22 protein-coding genes are annotated in these 22,918 nt (G+C 36.2%); 13 read left to right on the top strand and 9 right to left on the bottom strand.

Features of this window, described 5'->3' with window-relative positions; translation table 11 throughout:
* Positions 1-4 precede the first annotated feature (4 nt).
* Positions 5-496, bottom strand: a complete 492-nt coding sequence (locus AACZ41_RS13070) for a (2Fe-2S)-binding protein (RefSeq protein WP_339628953.1) — start codon at positions 494-496, stop codon at positions 5-7.
* A gap of 6 nt (positions 497-502) precedes the next feature.
* Positions 503-1,372, bottom strand: a complete 870-nt coding sequence (locus AACZ41_RS13065) for a xanthine dehydrogenase family protein subunit M (RefSeq protein WP_339628951.1) — start codon at positions 1,370-1,372, stop codon at positions 503-505.
* Between the two features lie 198 nt (positions 1,373-1,570).
* On the opposite strand from AACZ41_RS13065, the gene AACZ41_RS13060 reads away from it, so the two are divergent.
* On the top strand, positions 1,571-2,749 hold the full coding sequence (locus tag AACZ41_RS13060) for a cysteine desulfurase family protein (protein WP_339628950.1): 1,179 nt from the start codon (positions 1,571-1,573) through the stop codon (positions 2,747-2,749).
* On the opposite strand, the gene AACZ41_RS13055 is transcribed toward AACZ41_RS13060, so the two are convergent.
* Positions 2,746-3,852 carry an XdhC family protein gene (locus AACZ41_RS13055; protein WP_339628949.1) on the bottom strand — a complete coding sequence of 369 codons (1,107 nt, stop codon included), beginning with the start codon at positions 3,850-3,852 and terminating at the stop codon, positions 2,746-2,748. The two genes, AACZ41_RS13060 and AACZ41_RS13055, sit on opposite strands and share 4 nt — an antisense overlap.
* A 90-nt stretch (positions 3,853-3,942) precedes the next feature.
* Between AACZ41_RS13055 and moaA the strand changes: the two genes are divergently transcribed.
* The 4 genes from moaA (at position 3,943) to AACZ41_RS13035 (ending at position 7,240) form a co-directional block, all read left to right on the top strand.
* On the top strand, positions 3,943-4,926 hold the full coding sequence (gene moaA / locus AACZ41_RS13050; RefSeq protein WP_339628948.1) for a GTP 3',8-cyclase MoaA: 984 nt from the start codon (positions 3,943-3,945) through the stop codon (positions 4,924-4,926).
* A 74-nt stretch (positions 4,927-5,000) separates the two neighbouring features.
* Positions 5,001-6,224 carry a molybdopterin molybdotransferase MoeA gene (locus AACZ41_RS13045; RefSeq protein WP_339628947.1) on the top strand — a complete coding sequence of 408 codons (1,224 nt, stop codon included), beginning with the start codon at positions 5,001-5,003 and terminating at the stop codon, positions 6,222-6,224.
* Between the two features lie 9 nt (positions 6,225-6,233).
* The gene (locus AACZ41_RS13040) at positions 6,234-6,698 is read left to right on the top strand and encodes a hypothetical protein (RefSeq protein WP_339628945.1); all 465 of its coding nucleotides are present in this window, start codon (positions 6,234-6,236) and stop codon (positions 6,696-6,698) included.
* A 65-nt stretch (positions 6,699-6,763) separates the two neighbouring features.
* Positions 6,764-7,240, top strand: a complete 477-nt coding sequence (locus tag AACZ41_RS13035) for a hypothetical protein (protein WP_339628944.1) — start codon at positions 6,764-6,766, stop codon at positions 7,238-7,240.
* A gap of 15 nt (positions 7,241-7,255) precedes the next feature.
* Here the strand turns inward: AACZ41_RS13035 and AACZ41_RS13030 are convergent, their stop codons facing one another.
* From AACZ41_RS13030 to AACZ41_RS13005, 6 genes are all read right to left on the bottom strand, one after another.
* A complete protein-coding gene (locus AACZ41_RS13030; RefSeq protein ID WP_339628943.1) occupies positions 7,256-8,035 on the bottom strand; it encodes a sulfite exporter TauE/SafE family protein in 780 nt (259 codons plus the stop codon).
* Complete coding sequence (locus AACZ41_RS13025) at positions 8,026-9,093, bottom strand: HesA/MoeB/ThiF family protein (RefSeq protein WP_339628942.1); 1,068 nt, start codon at positions 9,091-9,093, stop codon at positions 8,026-8,028. The genes AACZ41_RS13030 and AACZ41_RS13025 overlap by 10 nt, the downstream gene beginning before the upstream one ends.
* Positions 9,094-9,095: 2 nt before the next feature.
* On the bottom strand, positions 9,096-9,686 hold the full coding sequence (locus tag AACZ41_RS13020) for a molybdenum cofactor guanylyltransferase (RefSeq protein ID WP_339628940.1): 591 nt from the start codon (positions 9,684-9,686) through the stop codon (positions 9,096-9,098).
* Complete coding sequence (gene moaC, locus AACZ41_RS13015) at positions 9,670-10,143, bottom strand: cyclic pyranopterin monophosphate synthase MoaC (RefSeq protein ID WP_339628939.1); 474 nt, start codon at positions 10,141-10,143, stop codon at positions 9,670-9,672. The genes AACZ41_RS13020 and moaC overlap by 17 nt, the downstream gene beginning before the upstream one ends.
* A 113-nt stretch (positions 10,144-10,256) precedes the next feature.
* On the bottom strand, positions 10,257-10,676 hold the full coding sequence (locus AACZ41_RS13010; RefSeq protein WP_339628938.1) for a molybdenum cofactor biosynthesis protein MoaE: 420 nt from the start codon (positions 10,674-10,676) through the stop codon (positions 10,257-10,259).
* A complete protein-coding gene (locus AACZ41_RS13005; RefSeq protein WP_339628937.1) occupies positions 10,676-10,918 on the bottom strand; it encodes a MoaD/ThiS family protein in 243 nt (80 codons plus the stop codon). Before AACZ41_RS13005 ends, AACZ41_RS13010 begins: the two co-directional genes overlap by 1 nt.
* Before the next feature lie 206 nt (positions 10,919-11,124).
* Between AACZ41_RS13005 and AACZ41_RS13000 the strand changes: the two genes are divergently transcribed.
* The 8 genes from AACZ41_RS13000 (at position 11,125) to AACZ41_RS12965 (ending at position 22,918) form a co-directional block, all read left to right on the top strand.
* Positions 11,125-11,946: an RNA methyltransferase gene (locus tag AACZ41_RS13000; RefSeq protein ID WP_339628936.1), complete on the top strand. Its 822-nt coding sequence runs from the start codon at positions 11,125-11,127 to the stop codon at positions 11,944-11,946.
* Positions 11,947-11,982: 36 nt separating this feature from the next.
* Positions 11,983-13,215: a M48 family metallopeptidase gene (locus AACZ41_RS12995; protein ID WP_339628935.1), complete on the top strand. Its 1,233-nt coding sequence runs from the start codon at positions 11,983-11,985 to the stop codon at positions 13,213-13,215.
* Between the two features lie 44 nt (positions 13,216-13,259).
* Entirely contained in the window at positions 13,260-15,464 is a 2,205-nt protein-coding gene (locus AACZ41_RS12990; RefSeq protein ID WP_339628934.1) for a RelA/SpoT family protein, read from the top strand.
* Positions 15,465-15,514: 50 nt separating this feature from the next.
* Positions 15,515-15,991 (top strand): transcriptional repressor, encoded by a 477-nt coding sequence (locus AACZ41_RS12985; protein ID WP_339628933.1) that lies wholly within the window; start codon positions 15,515-15,517, stop codon positions 15,989-15,991.
* A gap of 19 nt (positions 15,992-16,010) precedes the next feature.
* Positions 16,011-17,282 carry an adenylosuccinate synthase gene (locus tag AACZ41_RS12980; RefSeq protein WP_339628932.1) on the top strand — a complete coding sequence of 424 codons (1,272 nt, stop codon included), beginning with the start codon at positions 16,011-16,013 and terminating at the stop codon, positions 17,280-17,282.
* 137 nt (positions 17,283-17,419) lie between these two features.
* Positions 17,420-18,217, top strand: coding sequence for a DUF1080 domain-containing protein (locus tag AACZ41_RS12975; protein WP_339628931.1), 798 nt, complete (start codon positions 17,420-17,422; stop codon positions 18,215-18,217).
* An 11-nt stretch (positions 18,218-18,228) separates the two neighbouring features.
* The gene (locus tag AACZ41_RS12970; RefSeq protein WP_339628930.1) at positions 18,229-19,665 is read left to right on the top strand and encodes a Gfo/Idh/MocA family oxidoreductase; all 1,437 of its coding nucleotides are present in this window, start codon (positions 18,229-18,231) and stop codon (positions 19,663-19,665) included.
* Between the two features lie 91 nt (positions 19,666-19,756).
* The gene (locus AACZ41_RS12965; RefSeq protein ID WP_339628929.1) at positions 19,757-22,918 is read left to right on the top strand and encodes a PVC-type heme-binding CxxCH protein; all 3,162 of its coding nucleotides are present in this window, start codon (positions 19,757-19,759) and stop codon (positions 22,916-22,918) included.

Below are 22,918 nucleotides of genomic sequence, written 5' to 3'. Positions count from 1 at the left end.
GAGGTTAGACTGAAGCTTCTTTTTCTTTGGCCATTTCTGCCGCAGCTTGCTGCACAGATTTTACGATATTGTTGTAACCGGTACAACGACAAAGATTTCCTGAAATACCCCAACGTATTTCTTTTTCAGTAGGGTTCGGGTTTGTTTTCAACAGATCTATTGACCTCATTATCATTCCAGGAGTACAGAAGCCACAATGCAGACCATGTTGATCATGAAATGCTTTTTGCAGCGGATGGTTTGTACCATCTGCAGCAATACCCTCTATCGTTGTAATTTCAGCACCATCAGCTCGAACAGTTAAGTAGGTGCACGACTTGACCGATTTACCATCAATTAAAATAGTACACGCACCACAACTTGATGTATCACATCCAATATGCGTACCTGTCATATCTAAATTTTCTCGAATAAAATGAACCAAGAGCAAGCGTGAATCTACCTCGGCGGTAACACTCTCTCCATTAATTGTCATAGTTACTTTATGTTTTGCCATAATTCTTTATTTTCTTGCCCTTTCCAAAGCCTTGTTCAACATTCGTTTTGTTATAGTATTTACTATCGAGCGCTTATAGGCTTCTGAACCTCTCAAATCAGATTCTGGTTCACAATCTTCACTTGCAATTACACCTACCTGATCAATTAACTCGTCTGTTATTTTTTTACCGCGAAGTATTTCCTCGCCTCTTTCCAATCGCATCGGCACTGCGCTGACATTAGTAAGTCCGATACCTATTTCTTGGCATACCCCATCGTCGTCTAGTTCAATATTAACAGCAACACCTGCTGTTGCATAATCGCCAACTTTGCGTTCAACCTTATGATATGCACCACCGCTATTCTTTTTTGTTTTTGGAATTTGAATTTCAGTCAATATATCACCAGGCTCCAAAGCTGTCATATAAAATCCATGAAAAAAATCATCGATTGAAATTGATTTATTTCCATCAACACCTTCAGCAATTATAGTCGCTCGCAATGCTAACATTAATGCAGGTTGATCATTTGCTGCATCGCCATGAGCGATATTACCACCTATAGTTCCACAGTTTCTAACTGAAGGATCGGCAGTTAACCATACCGCATCACCAAATATTGGATATGATTTTTTCAGTAAATCATTATGCTCCAACTCGCTTTGAGTAGTCAAGGCCCCAATTTTCAAAAGGTCACCTTCCTCTTTAATATAAGAGAGCCCGTTAATTTTACTGATATCGATAATGTGTTCTGGAGTGGCAAAACGAAGTTTCATCATCGGCAATAGACTGTGTCCGCCAGACATGTATTTCGCTTCTTCGCCAAGCTCTTGTGACAAGGCAATAGCTTCTTTCAAAGTATTAGCCTTGTGATAATTGAAATTAGCTGGAATCATAATATTTTAGGAATTAAATTACGTAATAAACATTAAATATAGCCTAAATACATTAAAATAACAATGACATAGATCATGTGTTATTAATTTAATAAAAAATTAACTTCAACGAATACTCATCCCAATATTCTGAATCTTGTAAGCATAAAAAATTATTTAATCCTTACCTTTAAAGTAGAAATCTACGAATCTGAAAAAATGTACTCCCCACTCTATTTTGACTACAACGCCACCACTCCTTGCTCTAAAGAAGTGGTAGATGGCATGTTACCTTATTTTTATCAGGATTTTGGAAACCCCTCAAGTAGTCATCACCCCTATGGTTGGTTAGCAAAAAGTGCTGTTGAAGACGCAACATTGAGTATTGCCAAGAATTTAGGCGTTTCTCCAAGTAGTTTAGTATATACTTCTGGCTCTACAGAGAGCATTAATATGATTTTAAAAGGGATTGCTCGAAAAATGCAATCGAAAGGAAATCATATTATTACAACAAAAGCAGAACATAAGGCTGTTTTAGATACGTGTGCTTTTTTGGATGAAGATGGTTTTGAAGTCACTTATTTGGATGTTGATTCCGAAGGATTGATTTCCTCAGAAATGTTAAACAAAGTGTTACGCCCTGATACCATTCTGGTGTCTATTTTATACGCCAACAATGAAACTGGTACAATTCAACCCTTAGATGAAATATCAAGACTAACCCATGAAAATGGAAGTTTGCTATTTTCCGATACTACTCAAGCTTTAGGGAAAGTAGATTTAAGCAACGTATTTAAGTTAGTTGATTACGCGTGTTTTTCAGCTCATAAAGTATATGGTCCTAAAGGAATTGGATTGGTATTTATAAAGGATAATGAGGACGGAAATGGTTTACCTAGTTTGATCCAAGGAGGAGGTCAACAAAAAAATCAAAGAGGTGGCACCCTTAACACGCCTTTAATAGTTGGTTTTTCAAAAGCTATTGCATTGGCCAATGATAATTTAAAGGTAGAAATAGAACGCTTGGAAACTTTGCGAAACAAACTGGAAAAAGGGTTGCTCAAAATTGAATTAGCAATATCGAATAGTACTACTCCCCAGCGATTACCAAATACAGTTCATATTTCTTTTCCTTATGTGGATGGGGCCAATCTACTAATGGCTCTTAGTAGACAAATTGCGGTCTCAAACGGATCAGCATGTAATTCTGCCTCGGTAGAACCTTCCCATGTTTTAACCGCTATGGGTGTTGAACGTAGTTTAGCCTATGCTTCTTTACGCTTGAGTATTGGACGATATACGACGGCAACTGATATTGAGAAAGCAATAGAAATTATAACTAATGAGGTTGCTAAGCAACGGGAAAGTAATATTCTTTGGGAGCGGAGAGCTCTTTAACCACGCTGATGAATTGGCCCAACCTTGTTCCGTAGCATTCCCCCAGTATTTCCAGAAAAAACACTTAAAATTTCGCTAAACAAACTCATAGCTATTTCTTCGGGTGTATTTGCGCCGATTTCTAACCCACAAGGAGCATAAATACGTTCCAATTCTTGCTTCGAAAACTCGATTCCGTTTGTTTTAAATTCAGTTACCATTTTGTCAAAACGCTTCCTCGGACCCAGAGAAGCGATATATGGTGACGCACTTTTTATTAATTTTTGCAAATTTTCATAATCCGTCTTATAGTCATGGGCCATTAAAATGATAGCTGTTCGATTATCGATTACTGGTCGTTCTTCAATATCTTTTGGGTATATGTTTTTTACAGAATGTAGCTTTTCCTTTTTGAGTTTTTGAACATTGCCGACCAAACTCACATCCCAATCCATCAACTTGGCCATTTCCAGTAACGGGTAAACATCATAATTATCTCCATAAATTGCCAAGTGAAATTGTGGCGGAATCATTTCGATAAAAACACTAGCCTTAACCCCTTCCTCCTCAAAATAAAAGGTCATCGATTTTTGGTTTTCTAGAACGTCTTGAATTTTATTTTGAAGAAAATTTCGCAATCCATCATGCTCGCAATCTTCTAAAGATGCAGAATCCTTATTATAATAAAAGCTTCTACCTAAGGGAATAGTCTCAATTTCAGTATTTAGTTCGGTTACAGTAGCTATTATATGAAAACCCCGGTCCGATACACATTTCTGCAGCATTTTTAAAGTAGAGGAGTCTTCCGAAATTGGTGAAATCAAGACATCAATAACTCCATTACAGCCAAGTCCCACCCCTATTTCGTTTTCCTTAGATGTATCATAGGTAACTATTGATGGTTCCTGTTTCAAAATAGCGATTTGAGAGCGTTTCAGGGCATCACCCTCTAAACATCCACCACTAATGCCACCTTCGAATACACCCGATTCAAAAACTAGCATTCTAGCACCTTCTCTTCGATATGATGATTCTTCTACGCGAACTACTTGTGCAATTGCACATTTTTCACCTGAATTCTTAAATGAATTATAAAGCTGCAGAATCGATTTTATTTCTTTCATGTTCGTATCAGTTCTTATTTCTTTCTTAAATAGCCCTCCTAATATATCGAAAAATAGCTATATTGACTATTCTTATTCCCGAGTAATGCTATGAAGGATTCCTTTGACAGAACTATAGACTATGTTCGTATCGCAGTAACAGACAGATGTAATTTGCGATGCTTTTATTGTATGCCAGCAGAAGGGATCCCCTATGAACCTAAGGCACACTTACTTAGTTATGAGGAGATTACTCGATTATTAAAAATATTGGGTGGACTGGGTTTTCAAAAAGTACGGTTTACCGGTGGAGAGCCATTTCTTCGGAAAGATTTCATGAAATTATTAGAGAATACTGCAGCTTTAGATGATTACAAATCTATTCACATTACTTCAAATGGCACTCTTTTACAAAAAAATATTCCGAAATTAAAGGAATTAGGAATCACAAAAATTAACTTAAGTATTGATTCATTGGATAAGGATCGTTTTCATAAAATCACACGTCGTGATGATTTTGAAAAAGTGATGCAGACCTTTCATATGTTGGTTGACAACGGCTTTAAAATCAAACTTAATGCCGTTATCATGAAAGGTATCAATACACAAGATATTGTTCCCTTGGCAGAATTGGCCAAGGACCATCCAGTAGATGTTCGTTTTATTGAAGAAATGCCTTTTAACGGAGGTTACAAAAAAAATATAGAAATGTATTCTGCCCGTGATATTTATGCGGATTTAAAAGCCCATTATTACGAATTGGAAAAACTTCCAGGGAAACATGGTGATACGGCAAGTTTACTTTCCGTTCCTGGATATAAAGGAAATATTGGCGTAATCGCCGCTTTTTCAAGAACCTTTTGCAATACATGTAATCGCCTACGGATTTCATCAAAAGGAGAAATTAAAAGTTGCTTATATGATGATGGCGTTTTTAACATCCGTGATTATATGCGTTCAGGTGTTTCCGATGAAGAACTGGCAAATAAATTCCGAGAAATCGTTCGCTTGAAACCAAAAGACGGATTTGAAGCTGAAAAAATGCGTACTTCTCCTACAGCAGCAAAGCAAAGTATGAGCAGTATCGGAGGATAAACAAAAACTCTTTGGAATTTAGAATTTCAAAGAGAAATAGAGAAACCAACTTTAAAAAAAATTGAATACTCCCAATGCAGGAAATAGAAAACGTTTTTATCCCTTACGAAAAAGCTCTTGCAATTTTAGAAGAACACAAAGGTGATTTCTCTACGGAAAACAGAAATTTAGAAGACTGTATTGGAGCATATCTTGCTGAAGATTTAATCGCCGACCGTGACTTCCCACCTTTTGATCGGGTTACGATGGATGGAATCGCCATCGCCTACGAAACCTTTGCAAAGGGACAACGAACGTTCACCGTTGAAGCAACAGCAGCTGCGGGAACACCAAAACAATCGTTACTAAATAGATTAAATTGTATAGAGGTGATGACTGGTGCCATTATGCCGAATAATGTTGATACCGTAATTCGCTATGAGGATCTTACAATTGAAGACGATCAAGCCACAATTAATCTTGACATCTTAAATCACAAACAGAACGTACATTTCAAGGGAATAGATATTGCACAAGGAACCATAATTGTCAAAAAAGGAAAGAAGCTTTCAAGTGCCGAAATAAATATTGCCGCTGCAGTAGGAAAAGGTTCCTTGTTCGTCAGGAAAATGCCAAAAGTGGTTATTTTCTCGACGGGGGATGAATTGGTACCTGTAAATCATATTCCCAAATTACATCAGATACGTAGGTCAAATATTTACGGTATTCAAGCAACATTAAAAGAATGGGGAATTTCATCTGAACTTCAACATCTTGCCGACGACAAAAAAGAAATGTTGACAACCATTTCACGATTATTGAAGGAATATGACCTTTTTATTTTCACAGGTGGTGTTTCTAAAGGAAAGTTCGACTACCTACCCGATGTTTTGGAAGAGCTACAAGTAAAAAAACATTTTCATAAAATTCAACAACGCCCTGGGAAGCCTTTCTGGTTTGGAAGCAACACTAATGGTAAAAAAATTTTCGCCCTTCCTGGGAATCCAGTTTCTTCTTTTGTTTGTGTGTATATGTATTTACAGTTTTGGCTGTATAAATCTCTAGGAATAGTATCGGAAACACTTTACGTACAACTCAAAAACGATGTGGAGTTTAAACCTGATCTTGTCTATTTCTTAGAAGCTACTTTAGAAAGTAAACCAGATGGGAAATTAGTAGCTGAAGCAATTAAGGGGAATGGTTCAGGAGATTTTGCGAATCTTGTAAAAACGGACGGTTTTTTAATATTACCGCAAAATAAAAGCCATTTTTTTGCGAATGAAGTCTATCCTTTTGTACCTTACCGTAAAAAATGGTAAACTATTGGCATGGAAACCATAAAGACAACTTGCTGTAAAACTAAATTTGTTTCAGCTAAAAAAGCAGAAGCTGCAAGCGGCTCTATGTCTTTTCTTTCCGCCATTTTAATGATTCTCATTCCCAAATGCCCGCTATGCTTGACTGCTTATATGAGCGCTATGGTCTTATTCTTTGATGTTGAATATTCAACCTTGGTTCCCGTATTACTGCACACCAAACCAATAATGGGGCTTTTAATTATCACCATGATTTTGCTAAATAAAAAAGATAAGAGAACCTATATTTCTTTAGGTATTTCAGGACTTGCATTAACCTTTTTGGTTTTAAAAACCTATTTCGCTACCGCTTTATTATTACCCGATTGGATACTGTATGTTGCATTTATATTTGCGATTTGGTATAATGGTAACTTTCAATATTTTTATCGATTCTTGAAATCTAAGAAAAATAGCCAGGTGGTCACTAAACCATAATCAATAACTTTTCATTAATTCGGCCAACTCTAACAAAACCGAACAATTTTTAATAGAAACAAAAAATGACCTCCATTACTAAAAGAGAATTTCTTACCAACACATTTCCTGAACTTTTGAACAACTTAAATCTAAACACAAAAGCAAATTTCGGGCTCATGACACCTCAACATATGGTTGAACATTTAATTATGGCATTAGGGAGCGCTACGACTAAATTTGAAGGGGAAAGAATAAAACCAGCTACCGAGCAGCAATTAGGTATGCAGAAATTCATTCAAAGCGGTTCTGTTTTAGTTCACAGGCCAAGTGAAAAAACAAAAGCAGATTTACCGCCATTGAAATACGCATCACTGGAAGAAGCTATTACAAACATTCCTAAGTCAGTTGAAAAATATTATGCTTTTCAAGATAACAATCCAGATTATATACCTTATGCATCTTTCATGGGTGAAGTTTCATATGAAGATGTAGAGTTGTTCCACTACATGCATGTTAAATACCATCTATGGCAGTTTGGTTTACTTGAACAATATCCTTGAAAAATTTTGGTGATTTCAAAACTGCAACTGCAAACCATTAATTAACAAAACCCGAATCCCAACAATCAACACCAAAATTGCGGTAACAACTTTAATACCGTTTCCTGTTAGTTTGCTTAAGCTTAAACGAATACCAATTTGTCCTCCTATAAACACGGCAACAATTAGTCCACTAGCTTCTATCCAAGGAAGTTCGAACATTCCTTTTGTCAATAAACCACCAATACCTGAAATAGAATTCACCAGAATAAAAAAGCTAGCCAACGCCGCAATTTTGATTGATTTATCCCACTTCATATGATTAAGAATAGGCGCTAAAAATATTCCTCCGCCTATTCCTACCAATCCAGACAGTAGACCAATTCCTGCTCCTAACAAATACGTTACATATGGCGAATAATTCGGATTTACCTCTTCCGATTTCTTCAGTTTCAAAGTCTGGAATATCAACGCCAAGGCAGAAATAATTAACGCACCTCCTAAAATAACAAAGAAGACTTGCTCAGATAATCGAAATCGCGCTCCTAAAAAGGCAAAAGGGATACTTGCTACTATGAAAGGTAAAAACTTTTTAAAATCTAAGTGTCCGTTTTTCCAATAGAGATAAGTACTACCAGAAACAACAATAAGATTGCAAATCAAAGCCGTACTTCTAATAGCAAAAAAACTTGTCAAAACCAATGCCAATAAGGCCAAATAACTAGAACCACCGCCAAAACCTACTGAAGAATACAGCGTTGCAATGACCAAAAAGCCAAGCATTAAAAATACAAATTCGGTAACGGTTAGGAGCATATAGCCAAATACTGGTTTAGACCTCCTAAAATACTAAAAAGCGAACTTTCCGGGTGCTGTTCGCGCAATTGTTTTAAAGCGGTCTCACTTCGTTTTCCAGATTGGCATAATAAATACACTGGGAGTGAAAAGTTAATTTTCCCGGTATTAGCTTTTAATTCATTTAAAGGGATATGTACGGAATCTGGTAGATGATAATTTTCAAATTCCTCAATCGTACGTATATCAATAATTTGTGCCTTATCAACTAGCAGTTGTTGAATTTCTTTTGCTTCAACCGTTGGAACAATTTCGCAAGGGTCATTCCACTCATAAAAATCTTGCAACTTTTCGATTTTGAGATTTTCAGGCTGTAATTTGAATTTTATTTTTTGATAAGATTGTTGCAGTCCATCAAAAATCAACAGTTTTCCCGAAAGCACCTCCCCAATTCCAGTGAGGACTTTAATAGCTTCTAAGGCTTGCAGGTTTCCTATGATACCTGGTATGATTCCCAGTACGCCATGTTCATTACAATTCGGAACCTCATTTTCATTAGGCATATTGGGATAAAGACAACGGTAGGTTGGTCCATCTTTAAAATTAAAAACACTTACTTGTCCTTCGTAACCATGTAATGCACCGTAAACAAAAGGCTTTTTAAGGATTACGCAAGCATCGTTCACTAAATAACGGGTCGGGAAATTGTCTGATGCATCGACCACAATATCATATTCCGCTATAATTCCAAGGGCATTTTTTGTGGTTAAAATTGCATTAAAAACTACAATCTCGGTATTCGGGTTTTGTGCATTTAATTTCTCCTTCGCCGCAGTTACCTTCGATTTACCTATGTCACTTTCCGAATATAATACTTGACGATGTAAGTTGGTAAGCGAAACCACATCATTGTCCACTATTCCAATAAAACCTACACCCATTGCGTTCAAGTACGTAAGTACTGGAACACCCAACCCTCCGGCCCCAACAACCAAAACTTTTGCTTTGGCTAGTTCGTTTTGACCTTCGATGCCGAAGCCCTTAAGGATGGTTTGTCTGGAATAGCGCTCGTTGTTCATGCCTATGATAATTTTTCCAATGCCTCTTTATAATCCTCCTCAGAGTTGGCATTCAACAAAACATTCTCATATTTCGGAAACACCAATTTTGTATCATGATTGATTAGATATTTTCTTGGGCAAGTACCGTTCCCACTTTCTAAATACTCAATAGATTGTTGTAACGCTTGTGGTTCCCATATTGCACATAAAGGTTCTGGTAGAGGATTCTCCTTTAAAGCGAACGCTGTCGCTTGTTTTGTGCTATCCCGTTGTGAAATCAATTCTTTTAAAGCGTCTAAATCCATAAGAGGAAGATCACAGGCTAAAACCAACCAAGCCACTTCTGGATATTTTTTATGCGCTGACAAAAGTCCGTTATAAGGACCTTTAAATTCATTTAAATCAATAATCGTTTTCATAGTTACCGGTAGTTCAGCTTGCTGTTCTTCACGCAGACTAATAAAAGTATCTTCACAAACTTGACTTAGCAAATTGTACAAGTATTCACGTTGAGGAACGCCGTGATATTCAATCAACCCTTTGTCTGTACCCATTCGAGTACTCTTACCTCCAGATAAAACGAGACCGTATAGTTTAGCGATTGAAGTCATTCTTACCACCTGTTTTTTTTTCTAATTGTATTTCAGAAATTTTGATATCATGCGACAAGGCCTTACACATATCGTAAATAGTTAATGCACTGACAGAAACTCCTGTTAGGGCTTCCATTTCAACCCCTGTTTGCTCATTACATTTTACTTTGCAGGTAATTTGCAAAGCATTTTTTACTGGGGCAATATCTATTTGTATTTTGGATAGATTGAGTTGATGACAAAGCGGAATTAACTCAGCAGTTTTTTTAACCGCTTGAATTCCTGCAATAACGGCCGTTTGAATTATACTGCCTTTATGGCCTAAAAAGTCCTGAGAAGCCAAGGTGTCAAAAACATCTGATGGAAAAATAACTCTTCCTGAAGCAACTGCAGTTCGTACCGTTGCTTGCTTATTTGACACATCCACCATTGCTGCATTACCTGCCTCATCTATATGCGAAAGTTGTTTGGTCATATGTAATATTCATTTCTTAAAAGTTGGAGATTATCCAAATCTTAGGTTTATTGAGTTTGTTTAACATTTTACGGAAGCTTTTTCGACTCCAGAATTCAAAAAAGAATTTAAATCTAAGGATGTGCCGATACCCAAACTGATTTGTTCTCAAAACGTTCTTTTTTCCAAATTGGCACAGTTTTTTTAAGGGTGTCTATTAAATACCTACAAGCTTCAAAACAAGCATCTCTATGTGCAGAAGAAGCACCAACCACCACCACAGGCACCTCAACCTCTTTTAAACCAACTGCATGACGAATAATCACTTTGTTTAAATCCCATTTAAGAACAGCATCGGCAGCAATTTTGTCCATTTCCTTTAAAGCCATTTTCTTATATGTCTCAAATTCCAAAGAAACTACTTCTTCACCCTTGGTAAATTCCCTAACAGTGCCAACAAATACACAAATGCCACCACTTTTGGGGTGAGAGAGCTCGTCAAATATTATTGACGTATCTATTTTGTCTACTATTTCTATTATCTTTTCACTCATTATCCTCCACTTACTGGTGGTATGATAGCTATTTCATCACCCACAGTTAAAGATACATCATCTTCTGCATATTCACTATTTACAGCCACTGCGAAAGAAGTTAATTTTGAAAGTTCTGGATAAGAATTTATTAATTCGGCCTTTAAGTCGGCTACAGAATTAAGCTCTTTCAATTCATCGGAAAATGCAATTTGAGAACTGCCCACTATATCTTTGGCAATTCCAAAAAAAAGTACATTCATTTTTCTTTTATATTAGATAAATTCAAGTTACTTATAAATATTAAGTTGCCATAGAAAAGGATATATTTTAAGAAACTATTTAACGTGAATTGTGTAGAACAAATTAATTATACTATTTTTTTTGTCACAACTATTAATCCCAGAATATTTTTAGGGCAATCGAAAAATTAAGTTCCAATTAACAGATTAGATTACTTTTGTAAATCATGTATTCAACAAAACACATAAGCAGCTTACAAAACCCTTTAATAAAAAGGGTTCTATTATTAAAAGAAAAGTCTAGGGAACGAAAAAAAACAGGTCTATTTGTTTTAGAAGGATTGATAGAACTACAAATTGCCAGCCGATCAGATTATGAAATAGATACTGTTTTCTATTGTGCCGACATTATTAATGAAAGCCAAAGCGATAGCTTTTTAAAGTCTTTTAGCCCAGAAAAATTAATTTCGGTCAGCAACGACGTTTACAAAAAAATGGCTTACAGAGATACAACTGAAGGTGTATTGGCAATAGTGAAAAGTAAAGACCACTTACTGTCTTCATTAAAATTCAACCATAAAAACCCGTTGCTTCTTATAGCAGAAGCTCCTGAAAAACCAGGCAATATTGGTGCATTACTACGAACTGCTGATGCTGCCAATCTTGATGCGGTACTAATTGCCAACCCTAAAACAGACTTATATAACCCGAATATTATTCGTTCTAGTGTTGGCTGTGTTTTTTCAAGAAATATTAAAATAGGGAGCACTACAGAAATAATCACCTATTTAAAAAAAGAAGGATTTCAAGTTTACTGTGCAGCTTTATCTTCCTCTAAAGAATATACAACGGTAGATTTTAAAGGACCAACTGCTATTGTAGTTGGAACTGAAAATTCTGGCCTGAGTGATGAATGGCTGCAAAATTCTACTCAGAATATTATTATACCGATGGAGGGTGAAATTGATTCTATGAACGTTTCAGTATCTGCAGCAATACTTATCTTTGAAGCAAAACGCCAGCGAAAATTAAATCTCCAAGAAGCTTAAAGTGACTATTTAAGATTCAGTTTTATAATATATTTTATGGATAAAACATTTGTATTTCACTGTATTCTTTTAATTCTAGTAGGTGAATTTATTCTTGCCACAGTAATGAATTATCTGAATGCCAAACGATTCAAAGACCCTATACCAAATGACCTTAACGACATATATAACGCAGAAGAATATAAAAAGTCCCAAGCTTATAAATTAAGTAATTACAAGTTCGGTATAATAACATCTACATTTTCTTTAGCCCTTATTCTAGGTTTTTTATTTTTTGGAGGTTTTGCCTGGGTAGATCAAGTTGCTTTTAATTACAGCAGCAATACCATTTTACAAGCTTTAATTTTCTTCGGAATAATAATGCTCGGTAGCGATATTTTAAATATTCCCTTTTCTTACTATCAAACATTTATAATCGAAGAAAAATTCGGATTCAACAAAACCACTCACAAAACATTCTTAATCGATAAATTGAAGCAATGGGCCATGACCATTATTATTGGAGGTGGTATCTTATCGTTGGTTATTTGGTTCTTTCAATGGTCAGGTACAAATTTTTGGTTATATACTTGGGGTCTAATTGCAATCTTCACCTTAATCATGAATTTGTTCTATAGTAAACTGATTGTACCCTTATTCAACAAACAAGTGCCATTAGAAGCAGGTAGCTTAAAAGAAAAAATCGAACATTATGCCGCAAATGTTGGTTTTGACTTGCAACATATCTTTGTCATTAATGGTTCTAAGCGTTCAACTAAAGCCAATGCCTATTTTTCTGGTTTTGGAAAAGAAAAAAGGGTAACGCTTTATGATACGCTGATCAATGATTTGGAAGAAGAAGAAATCGTTGCTGTTTTAGCGCATGAGATTGGGCACTATAAACGAAAGCACATTATTTTCAATTTAGCATCATCAATATTACTTACCGGGTTTATGCTGTTTCTATTATCCCTTTTCATTAACAATCCTGAAGTTTCATTAGCGATTGGTGTTGAAAGGCCTAGCTTTCATGCGGCCCTAATTGGTTTTGGCATTTTGTATAGTCCGGTTTCCGAGGTTACCGGATTATTAATGAACTACTTTTCTAGAAAATTCGAGTATCAGGCCGATGATTATGCAAAAGACACTTATGCAGCAGAGCCATTGATAACTTCTTTAAAAAAACTCTCCAAAAATAGTCTAAGTAATTTAACGCCGCATCCAGCATATGTATTCATGCACTATTCACATCCGCCACTAATTGATCGAATACGTAATTTAAAGGCATAATTTTTGTTGCCCATCATATAAGTTTATCTTATTTTTAATATAGTATGACACAGGCAGCGATAGAAGAGGAAAATAAGCTTATAGCTCAAGAGTACAAAGAATTATTACGAATAAGTTACCAAACCCTAACCGATGAGGATAAAAAACTAATACGTAGTGCCTTTGAAGTAGCTGTTGATGCGCATAAAAATCAACGCAGAAAATCTGGCGAAGCTTACATATTTCACCCTATAGCCGTAGCAAAAATCGTAGCATCAGAAATAGGTCTCGATGCAGTTTCGATAGCCTCTGCTTTACTTCATGATGTTGTTGAAGATACCGAGTATACTTTAGATGATATTGATCGTATGTTTGGTGAAACAGTTGCCCGTATAGTAGACGGTCTTACTAAAATATCGCATTTAAAGAAGGACATGAACATTTCTCAGCAAGCTGAGAATTTTAGAAAAATGTTATTGACTTTAAATGATGATGTACGAGTTATCATTATTAAGATCGCAGACCGCTATCACAATATGCTCACCATGGACTCTATGCCAGAGCATAAACAGGTTAAAATAGCATCTGAAACCTTGTACATTTATGCTCCTTTAGCCCATAGAATTGGACTGTACAATATTAAAACAGAGCTAGAGGATTTAAGTTTAAAGTATACCGAACCAGAAGTATATAAATCTATTAAAGATAAAATAGAAGATAGCAAAGAAGAGCAACAAGCGTATATCAATGCATTTTCAGATACCATAGACAATTCTCTTAAAAAAGAAGGTCTTAAATACGTCATAAAAGGGAGAATGAAGTCCATTTTTTCTATGCGTAGAAAAATGCTTAATCAGAACGTAACCTTCGAAGAAATCTACGATAAGTTTGCTATTAGGATAATTTATAAGTCTAATACAGAGAATGAAAAATTTCTCGCGTGGAAGATATATTCAATAGTCACAGACCACTTCACCCCAAACCCAGTTCGTTTAAGAGACTGGATTTCTTCTCCTAAATCAACTGGGTATGAAGCATTACACATCACCGTAATGGGACCCAAAGGCAAATGGGTAGAAGTACAAATTAGAAGTGAGCGCATGCATGAAATAGCCGAAAAAGGGTATGCAGCACATTTTAAATACAAACATGGGGATCAAAAAGAACAAGGTATAGAAGTATGGTTGAACAAACTTCAAGAAGCTTTGGAGAATGCAAATACCAATGCCGTAGATTTTGTCGAAGAGTTTAAACTCAATCTCTATTCAAAAGAGATTTTCGTTTTTACACCAAAGGGAGAATTAAAATCTTTACCAAAAGGAGCGACACCTTTAGATTTTGCTTTTAATATTCATACTGAAGTAGGTATGCGTACAAGAGGATCAAAAGTTAACGGAAAATTAGTGCCTCTAAATACCACATTACAGAGTGGTGATCAAGTAGAAATCATTACCTCAGAGCAAGCCACACCTAATCAAAACTGGCTAGATTATGCTACCACCGCAAGGGCAAGGGCAAAAATAAAATCTGTTTTAAGAGAAGAAAAAAAGTCTGTTGCTGAAGATGGAAAAGAAATTCTACGTAGAAAACTGAAATCACAAAAGGTAAGTTTAAATGAAGATTCCATTAATAAAATGGTCACCTTTTTCAAACTTAAAACTAGTTTAGACCTTTTTTATCGTGTAGGTATCGGCTCAATAGATAACGCCATGTTGAAGGATTTTGCTTCTTCCTATAATAATGCCTTTATTAGTTTCTTTAAAAATCGTATGCGCCGAACTCCGGTACCTGAAGATATCAATAGAGATGAAATTACCTCTAAATATGATATGCTGGTTTTTGGTAAAGAGGAAGAAAAATTAGAGTATAAACTTTCACAATGTTGCAACCCTATACCTGGCGACGAAGTATTCGGGTTCGTAAGTGTATCTGAAGGTATTAAAGTACATAAAAAGAATTGTCCGAATGCGATATCCTTGCAATCTAATTATGCATATCGAATTATTAGTGCTAAATGGATTGATTCTTCACAACAGGAATATCAGGCAGATATAGAGCTAACCGGTATCGACAACCTTGGTTTGGTCAGTGACATAACAGAAGTTATATCAGATATTATGCACGTGAATATGCGTAATCTAAACTTTAGCACAGATGGCGGCACCTTTAAAGGAAAAATTACCGTAGTTGTAAAAAACAAGGCTATTCTTAAAAAATTGACCGATACATTAAGAGATATTAATGGTATTGACAAAGTAACCCGAATTTAGAAAAAGGAAATTAAAATTTAACTGTACATTTGTATATTAATGTAGTAAATATGTCTTCGGATAAAAATCAAGAAATTGTAAAAAACGTCTTCACTACCTTTTTAGAGGACAAAGGACATAGAAAAACCCCTGAACGATACGCTATACTTCAAGAAATTTATGAAAGTGACGAACATTTCGATATAGAGTCACTTTACATTAACATGAAAAACAAGAAATATAGAGTTAGTAGGGCTACCTTATATAACACCATAGAACTTCTTTTAGATTGTAAACTAGTGCGCAAGCATCAGTTTGGCAATAATCAGGCTCAATACGAAAAGTCATATTTTGACCACCAACACGACCATGTCATTCTTACCGATACCGGTGAGGTAATGGAGTTCTGCGATCCTAGAATTCAATCTATCAAAAAAACAATTGAAGAGGTTTTTGATATTAAAATAAATGCACATTCCCTTTATTTTTATGGGATCAGAAATACACCTACAATAGAAATAGGTACGAAAGAAAATAAAAAGAACTAACCAAGTATATAATATTTAGATGGCAGTAGATTTATTGTTAGGCCTACAATGGGGTGACGAAGGAAAAGGAAAAATTGTTGATGTATTAACCGAAAATTATGACATTATTGCTCGTTTTCAAGGAGGGCCAAATGCTGGTCATACATTGGAGTTTGATGGAATAAAGCATGTGCTACATACTATTCCTTCAGGGATTTTTCATAAAAATGCAGTTAACGTTGTTGGTAACGGTGTTGTTATCGACCCAGTTATTTTTCAAAAAGAATTAGATGCCTTGAAGAAATTTAATCTGGATATTAAGTCCAAATTATTTATTTCTAGAAAGGCCCACTTAATTTTACCAACCCACCGTTTGTTAGATGCTGCTTCTGAAGCTTCTAAAGGCAAAGCAAAAATTGGTTCTACCTTAAAGGGAATTGGTCCTACTTACATGGATAAGACTGGTAGAAACGGAATGCGAATTGGTGATTTAGAACTAAGTGACTGGAAAGAAAAATATCGTAGTCTAGCTAATAAACATGAAGCTATGATAAGTTTCTACGATGTAGATATTCAATATGATCTTGCTGAGCTAGAAGCCGATTTCTTTAAAGCTGTAACCGAGTTAAAAGCATTAACTTTTATAGATAGTGAAGAATACTTATACCAAGCCCAAAAAGAAGGTAAAAAAATATTGGCCGAAGGTGCACAGGGGTCACTTCTGGATATTGATTTTGGAACATACCCTTTCGTAACTTCATCTAATACTACCGCAGCTGGTGCATGTACCGGCTTAGGTGTTGCTCCAAATCAAATTGGTGAAGTAAAAGGAATATTCAAGGCATATACCACAAGAGTAGGTAGCGGTCCGTTCCCCACTGAATTATTTGATGAAGATGGCGAAACAATGGGTCGCGTAGGTAATGAATTTGGCGCAACAACAGGCAGGCCAAGACGTTGTGGATGGTTAGATTTAGTAGCTTTAAAATATGCAGTTCGTATAAATGGCGTTACCGAGTTAATGATGATGAAAGGTGATGTATTGAGTGGATTCGATAAACTAAAAGTGTGTACTGCTTACAACTATAAAGGAGAAAAAATCGAGCATTTTCCATACAATATAGAAGCAGAAAATGTAACTCCGATATACACTGAAATGAATGGTTGGAAAGAAAATTTAACAAAAATGACTTCTGCCGACCAATTGCCAAAGTCATTGAACGACTATATCGATTTTCTAGAAAAAGAATTAGAAGTGCCGATTAAAATTGTTTCTGTTGGCCCAGACCGAACCCAAACAATTCACAGATAAACATTTAACAGTTTATTTATGTTGTTCGGCTAACGAGAATGGCGATATAGGGAAATACCTTTATCGCCATTCTTTTTTTTTGTAATTTCAGTACTGCATGGGATTTTTCCTTACGCCATTAAAACACGACTGAAAAAATGAAACGATTCGCCTACCCTATGATGTTATTCTTGTTACTTTCCATATTGTCCTGTAAAACGGATAAAAGCGAAAAAAAAGAATCACAAGTCACTACTGAAGTAGAAACCAATAATGAATGGATTACTTTGTTCGATGGTAAAACGACAAAAGGATGGCGCGCTTACAATGGAAAAGAATTACCCCCAGGTTGGATAGCTAAAGATGGAGAACTACAATTCGACACCGAGTTAGGAAAAGAACAAGATTACACCGGTGGAACCGATATCATTTATGGTGATGAAGAGTTCGATAATTTTGAACTTTATGTTGAATGGAAATTACCCAAAGGAGGAAACAGTGGCATCTTCTATCATCTAAAAGAAGGGTATGACAGCCCACCTGAAGTTTCCCCAGAATATCAACTAATAGATGATGAGAATTATGCCAGCATTCACGATTTAACCGATTACAATTTAAGTTTAGGATATACCGACAAACCAGAAGAACTAAAACCGCTTCAACAAACCGCTTCTGATTATGCCATGCATGCCGCAGACCCAAATGGCAAAATTTTAAATCCTGCAGGAGAATGGAATACCACTAAAATCATCTTTACACCAGAACAAGTAGAACACTGGTTGAACGGGAAAAAAGTAGTATCTTTTGTACCATGGGACGAAGCTTGGTACGAGAAAAAAAATTCCGATAAATGGAAAAACAGTAAGGATTATGGAAAGTTCAAAATAGGTTATATAGGCTTTCAAGATCATTCTAGCCCTATTTGGTTCCGTAATATAAAAATTAAAAAACTTTAACCACCACATCAATGAACAAAAGAGATTTTATAAAAAACGCAGCGGCACTGTCCACATTTGTATTATTACCATCAGGATTATGGTCATGTAAAAAGGAAGTGAAAAAATTAACTAGATTACGAACTGCACATATTGGCGTTGGTAATATGGGAGCAGAAGACCTTAAGGCAATTTCATCACATAGCAAAGTAGATGTTACCGTCTTGTGTGATGTAGATGCTAATAACTTGGCAGCAGCAAAAGAACTACATCCAAACGCAAAAACATACACAGATTATAGAGTGATGCTAAAGGAGATGGGTGATGAAATAGACGCAGTGATAGTATCAACCCCAGACCACACACACGCACCCGCATCAATGATGGCGATGGAAATGGATAAACCAGTCTATTGTCAAAAACCACTTACCCATTATGTTTCCGAAGCTAGGGCAATGAACAAGCTAGCTGCAGAAAAAGGATTGGTAACACAAATGGGAATTCAGGTTCACTCATTCTATGATTATAAACTAGCTACCCTTTTAATTCAATCAGGAATTATTGGCAAAGTACATACCGTACGTGCATGGTCTCCAAAAGATTGGGGCTACGACGGACCTGAGCCAACAGGTTCAGATCCAATTCCTAAATCATTAGATTGGAATCTTTGGTTGGGCACTTCAGCCGAAAGACCGTACAAAGAAGGTTTTTATCACCCGGGAAATTGGAGGAAATTAGTTGATTATGGTTGCGGTACTTTGGGTGATATGGGAGTTCACATTTTTGACACGCCTTATAACGCACTAGATTTACAGGTGCCAATGACTATAAAGAATGAATGTAGAGAACCTAATGGATTCGGGTTTCCACAAAATAATATCGTAACCTACGAATTTCCACAAACCGACTATACTACAGAAACTTTGAAATGGGTTTGGTATGATGGGCCAGGTGCTCCACAAGACCATGAAGATTTAAAACTACCAGGTGCAGACCTAATGGAAACCTCAACGGACGATACTGAAGATTCCATAGAAGATAAAATGTCTTTAGAAACCAAAACTGCAAGTGAAGGAACCTTGCCAGACCAAGGCGCCATGTTTATAGGTGAAAAAGGCAGATTGTTATTACCTCATTTTATGCAGTTACCTAAGAAAATTGTCGATGGAGAATATGTTGATATTTCAGCTGAGATTGAAGCAGTCGAAAAAGCGAATAATATGGGTAAACCTATTCGTGATTATGATTCTGAAGGCCCAAAACATTATCATCAGTTTGTAGATGCATGCTTAGGCGATGATGATACTACAGCTCCTTTTTCATACGCATCAAGACTTACAGAAACCATACTTCTCGGCGTAATAGCAGGAAGATTTCCTAATCAAGTTTTACACTGGGATAGTGAAAATGCCAAATTCGCCGAAGATGAAGCAAATGCTTATTTAGAAGGCGATTATCGAAATTTTTAATTCTCATTTTTAATATCACAAAAACCACTTTCGAGTGGTTTTTTTATATCTATATTTAAAGAAGAAATTAATTAAACCACCAACCTCGACCATGAAAGAAATCTTCAAAACATATTTTAGATTCGCTTTACTTTTATTATCGATACTAGTTATTCATAGTTGCACCAAAAACAAAGAACCTTTAGTAGCGGTAAAGCCACATTCTACCATAGTTTTAATTGGAAATAACTTAGGGTCTAGAATGTTGAATTTTGGCACATTTGAAACTGAAATGCAACTTCGTTATCCTACAGATTCATTGGTAATAAGAAACATGTGTGATGGTGGTGATACTCCCGGGTTTCGACCACATTCAGGCAGAGTATCTCCATGGGCTTTTCCAGGTGCAGAGAAATTTCAAACAGAGTTAGCTCAGAATTCTGGTAGTGAAGGTGTTTTTGAAACACCCGATGAATGGTTATCACGATTAAAAGCTGATATCATATTAGGTTTTTTCGGCTATAACGAATCTTTTGAAGGAACTGAAAGATTAGATACATATAAGGCTGAATTAGATGCATTTGTTAAGCACTCCTTAAAACAAAAATATAATGGCACAACACCACCTCAATTAATAATCGTTTCTCCCATTGCTTTTGAAAATATTTCTGACCAAATAGATGTACCAAATGGCAAAACTACAAATCAGAATCTCAAGTTGTATTCAGAGGCCATGAAAGAAGTTTGTTTGGCGAATAACATTCCCTTTATTAATGCATTTCAAGCATCAAAGAGTTGGTACGATACGGATAATAACGACCTTACCATAGATGGTTCACAATTGAACAAAGATGGATATGAAAAATTTGCTCAATTCTTAGCAGATGCGCTTAGCGGTAATAAATCAATAAAGTCGAAAGATAAAAGACTTGCCGTAAATGAAGCTATCAAAGAAAAAAACTTCTACTGGCATAATGATTATAAAATTCCGAACGGAGTACATGTTTTCGGTAGGCGTCATGCACCATACGGACCAGACAATTATCCTTATGAAATAAAGAAAACGAGAGAACTCACTGCCATTCGCGATTCAATGATTTGGGCAACCGTACAAAACAAATCGTATGATGTAGCATCTGCTGATGCATTGACCAGTAAGTTGCCCCCTGTAGAAACCAACTATAGTCTTGGTAATAAGGAATCTATTTTACAATATAAATATGGAGATGAAGCCCTAAAAACGTTGACAGTACCTAAAGGTTATGAAGTTTCCCTTTTTGCTTCAGAGAAAGAATTTCCAGATTTGGCAAATCCTGCTCAAATTTCTTTTGATAATAAAGGTCGTTTATGGGTAGCCACACTCCCCTCCTATCCTCATTATAAACCCGGAGACCCAAAACCAAATGATAAGATTATCATTTTAGAAGATACCGATAATGACGGAAAGGCCGATAAGGAAATAGTGTTTGCCGATAAATTACATTTACCTATAGGATTTGAATTTGCACCAGAAGGGGTCTATGTTAGTCAAGGCACAAATCTAAAATTATATACAGATACCGATGGTGATGACAAAGCCGACAAGGTTGAAATAGTACTGAGTGGTTTTGATGACCATGATACACACCATGCGATTTCTGCATTTTGTGCAGATCCTTCTGGGGCGTTTTATATGTCTGAAGGTATTTTTCTTCACACTAATGTAGAAACTTCCTATGGTCCTGTTAGGGCCACCAATGGAGGGTTTTACAGGTACAATCCGCAGCGAAAACAATTGGAGCGCACATTACAGGTTGCGATACCAAATCCGTGGGGAATCGCTTTTGACGAATGGGGGCAAGACTTCTTTTTACATACTTCAGGCCCAAAGGTGAATTGGATGATGCCAAGTTCGCTAAAATCTATTTATGGGATTTCTTCTCCTTTAACTGAAGAGCTTATTGAAGAAGCCCATCGAGTTCGACCAACTTCTGGTATGGAATTTATTTCTAGTAGACACTTCCCCGATGAAGTTCAAGGCGATATGCTTTTAGCTAATTCTATAGGATTCCTTGGTCTTAAACAGCATCAAATGATGGAAGCCGGAACAGGATACACCTCTAAACATCGCCAAGATTTAATTACTAGTATCGACCCGAATTTTAGACCTGTAGAAATGGAATTCGCTCCCGATGGCTCTCTATACATAGTTGATTGGCATAATGTGTTAATTGGACATATGCAACATAATGCCCGTGATCCATTACGAGATCATGTGCATGGCAGAATATACAGAATTACGTATCCTTCTAGGCCATTAGTACAACCTGCAAAAATAGATGGTGCTTCTATTGAGCAATTATTTGAAAATCTAAAATTACCGGAATATAGAACTCGTTATAGAACCCGTCGTGAACTACGTGGAAGAAATGTTGCCGAAGTTTTAACTGCGATGAAAACTTGGGTTTCAAATCTTGATACATCAAATCTTAATTACGACCACAACCGTCTTGAAGCTTTATGGGTGTCATGGGGCATGAATAAAGTTGATGCAAATCTATTGGAAGCCTTGTTAAAATCAGATGACCATAAAGTACGTGCCGCTGCAGTGCGTGTAGTTCGCTATATGGGCCATCAATTAAATAATGCTGTGGACTTATTAAAAGTAGCTGCTTCAGATATACATGGTAGGGTTAGACTTGAAGCGATTACCGCTGCATCGTGGCTACCCAGATCGCAAGGAATGGAAATATTGGAAGTTGCAAGAAAACATCCTTTAGATGAATGGATGCAAGATTCTTTCAACTTTGCCGAAACAAGGTTAACAGGTAATTTCTTAGAAAAGGCAGATGAAAAAATATTAGCCTCACATTTAAAAGGAGCCGAACTTGAGATTTTCGCAAAAGGAAAGAAAATATATGAGACAGAGGGTTATTGTATTACCTGTCATCAAGAAGGTGGTACTGGTTTGCAAAAAGCAGGATACCCAACATTGGTGGGCCAAGAATGGGTTTTAGGTGATGAAGAAAGATTGATAAAAGTAGCTCTTCACGGTCTTTACGGACCTATGAATATTATGGGCAACCATTATGAAGGTCAGGTGCCTATGATGGCTTTTAAGGGGCTATTGAAAGATGAAGAAATTGCTGCTGTACTTACTTATGCCAGAAATGCTTTTGGCAACAAGGCATCCGTAATTAATTCGGAGCAAGTGAAACAAGTGCGAGAAGCAACAAAAGACCGAAATAGTTTCTACACTCCAGAAGAATTATTGAAAGAACATCCAATGAAATAA

This window comes from uncultured Maribacter sp., assembly GCF_963974015.1.
Classification (GTDB): Bacteria; Bacteroidota; Bacteroidia; order Flavobacteriales; family Flavobacteriaceae; genus Maribacter.
Note: the sequence above shows the minus strand (reverse complement) of the source record. Positions and strands in the feature narration are given on the sequence as shown.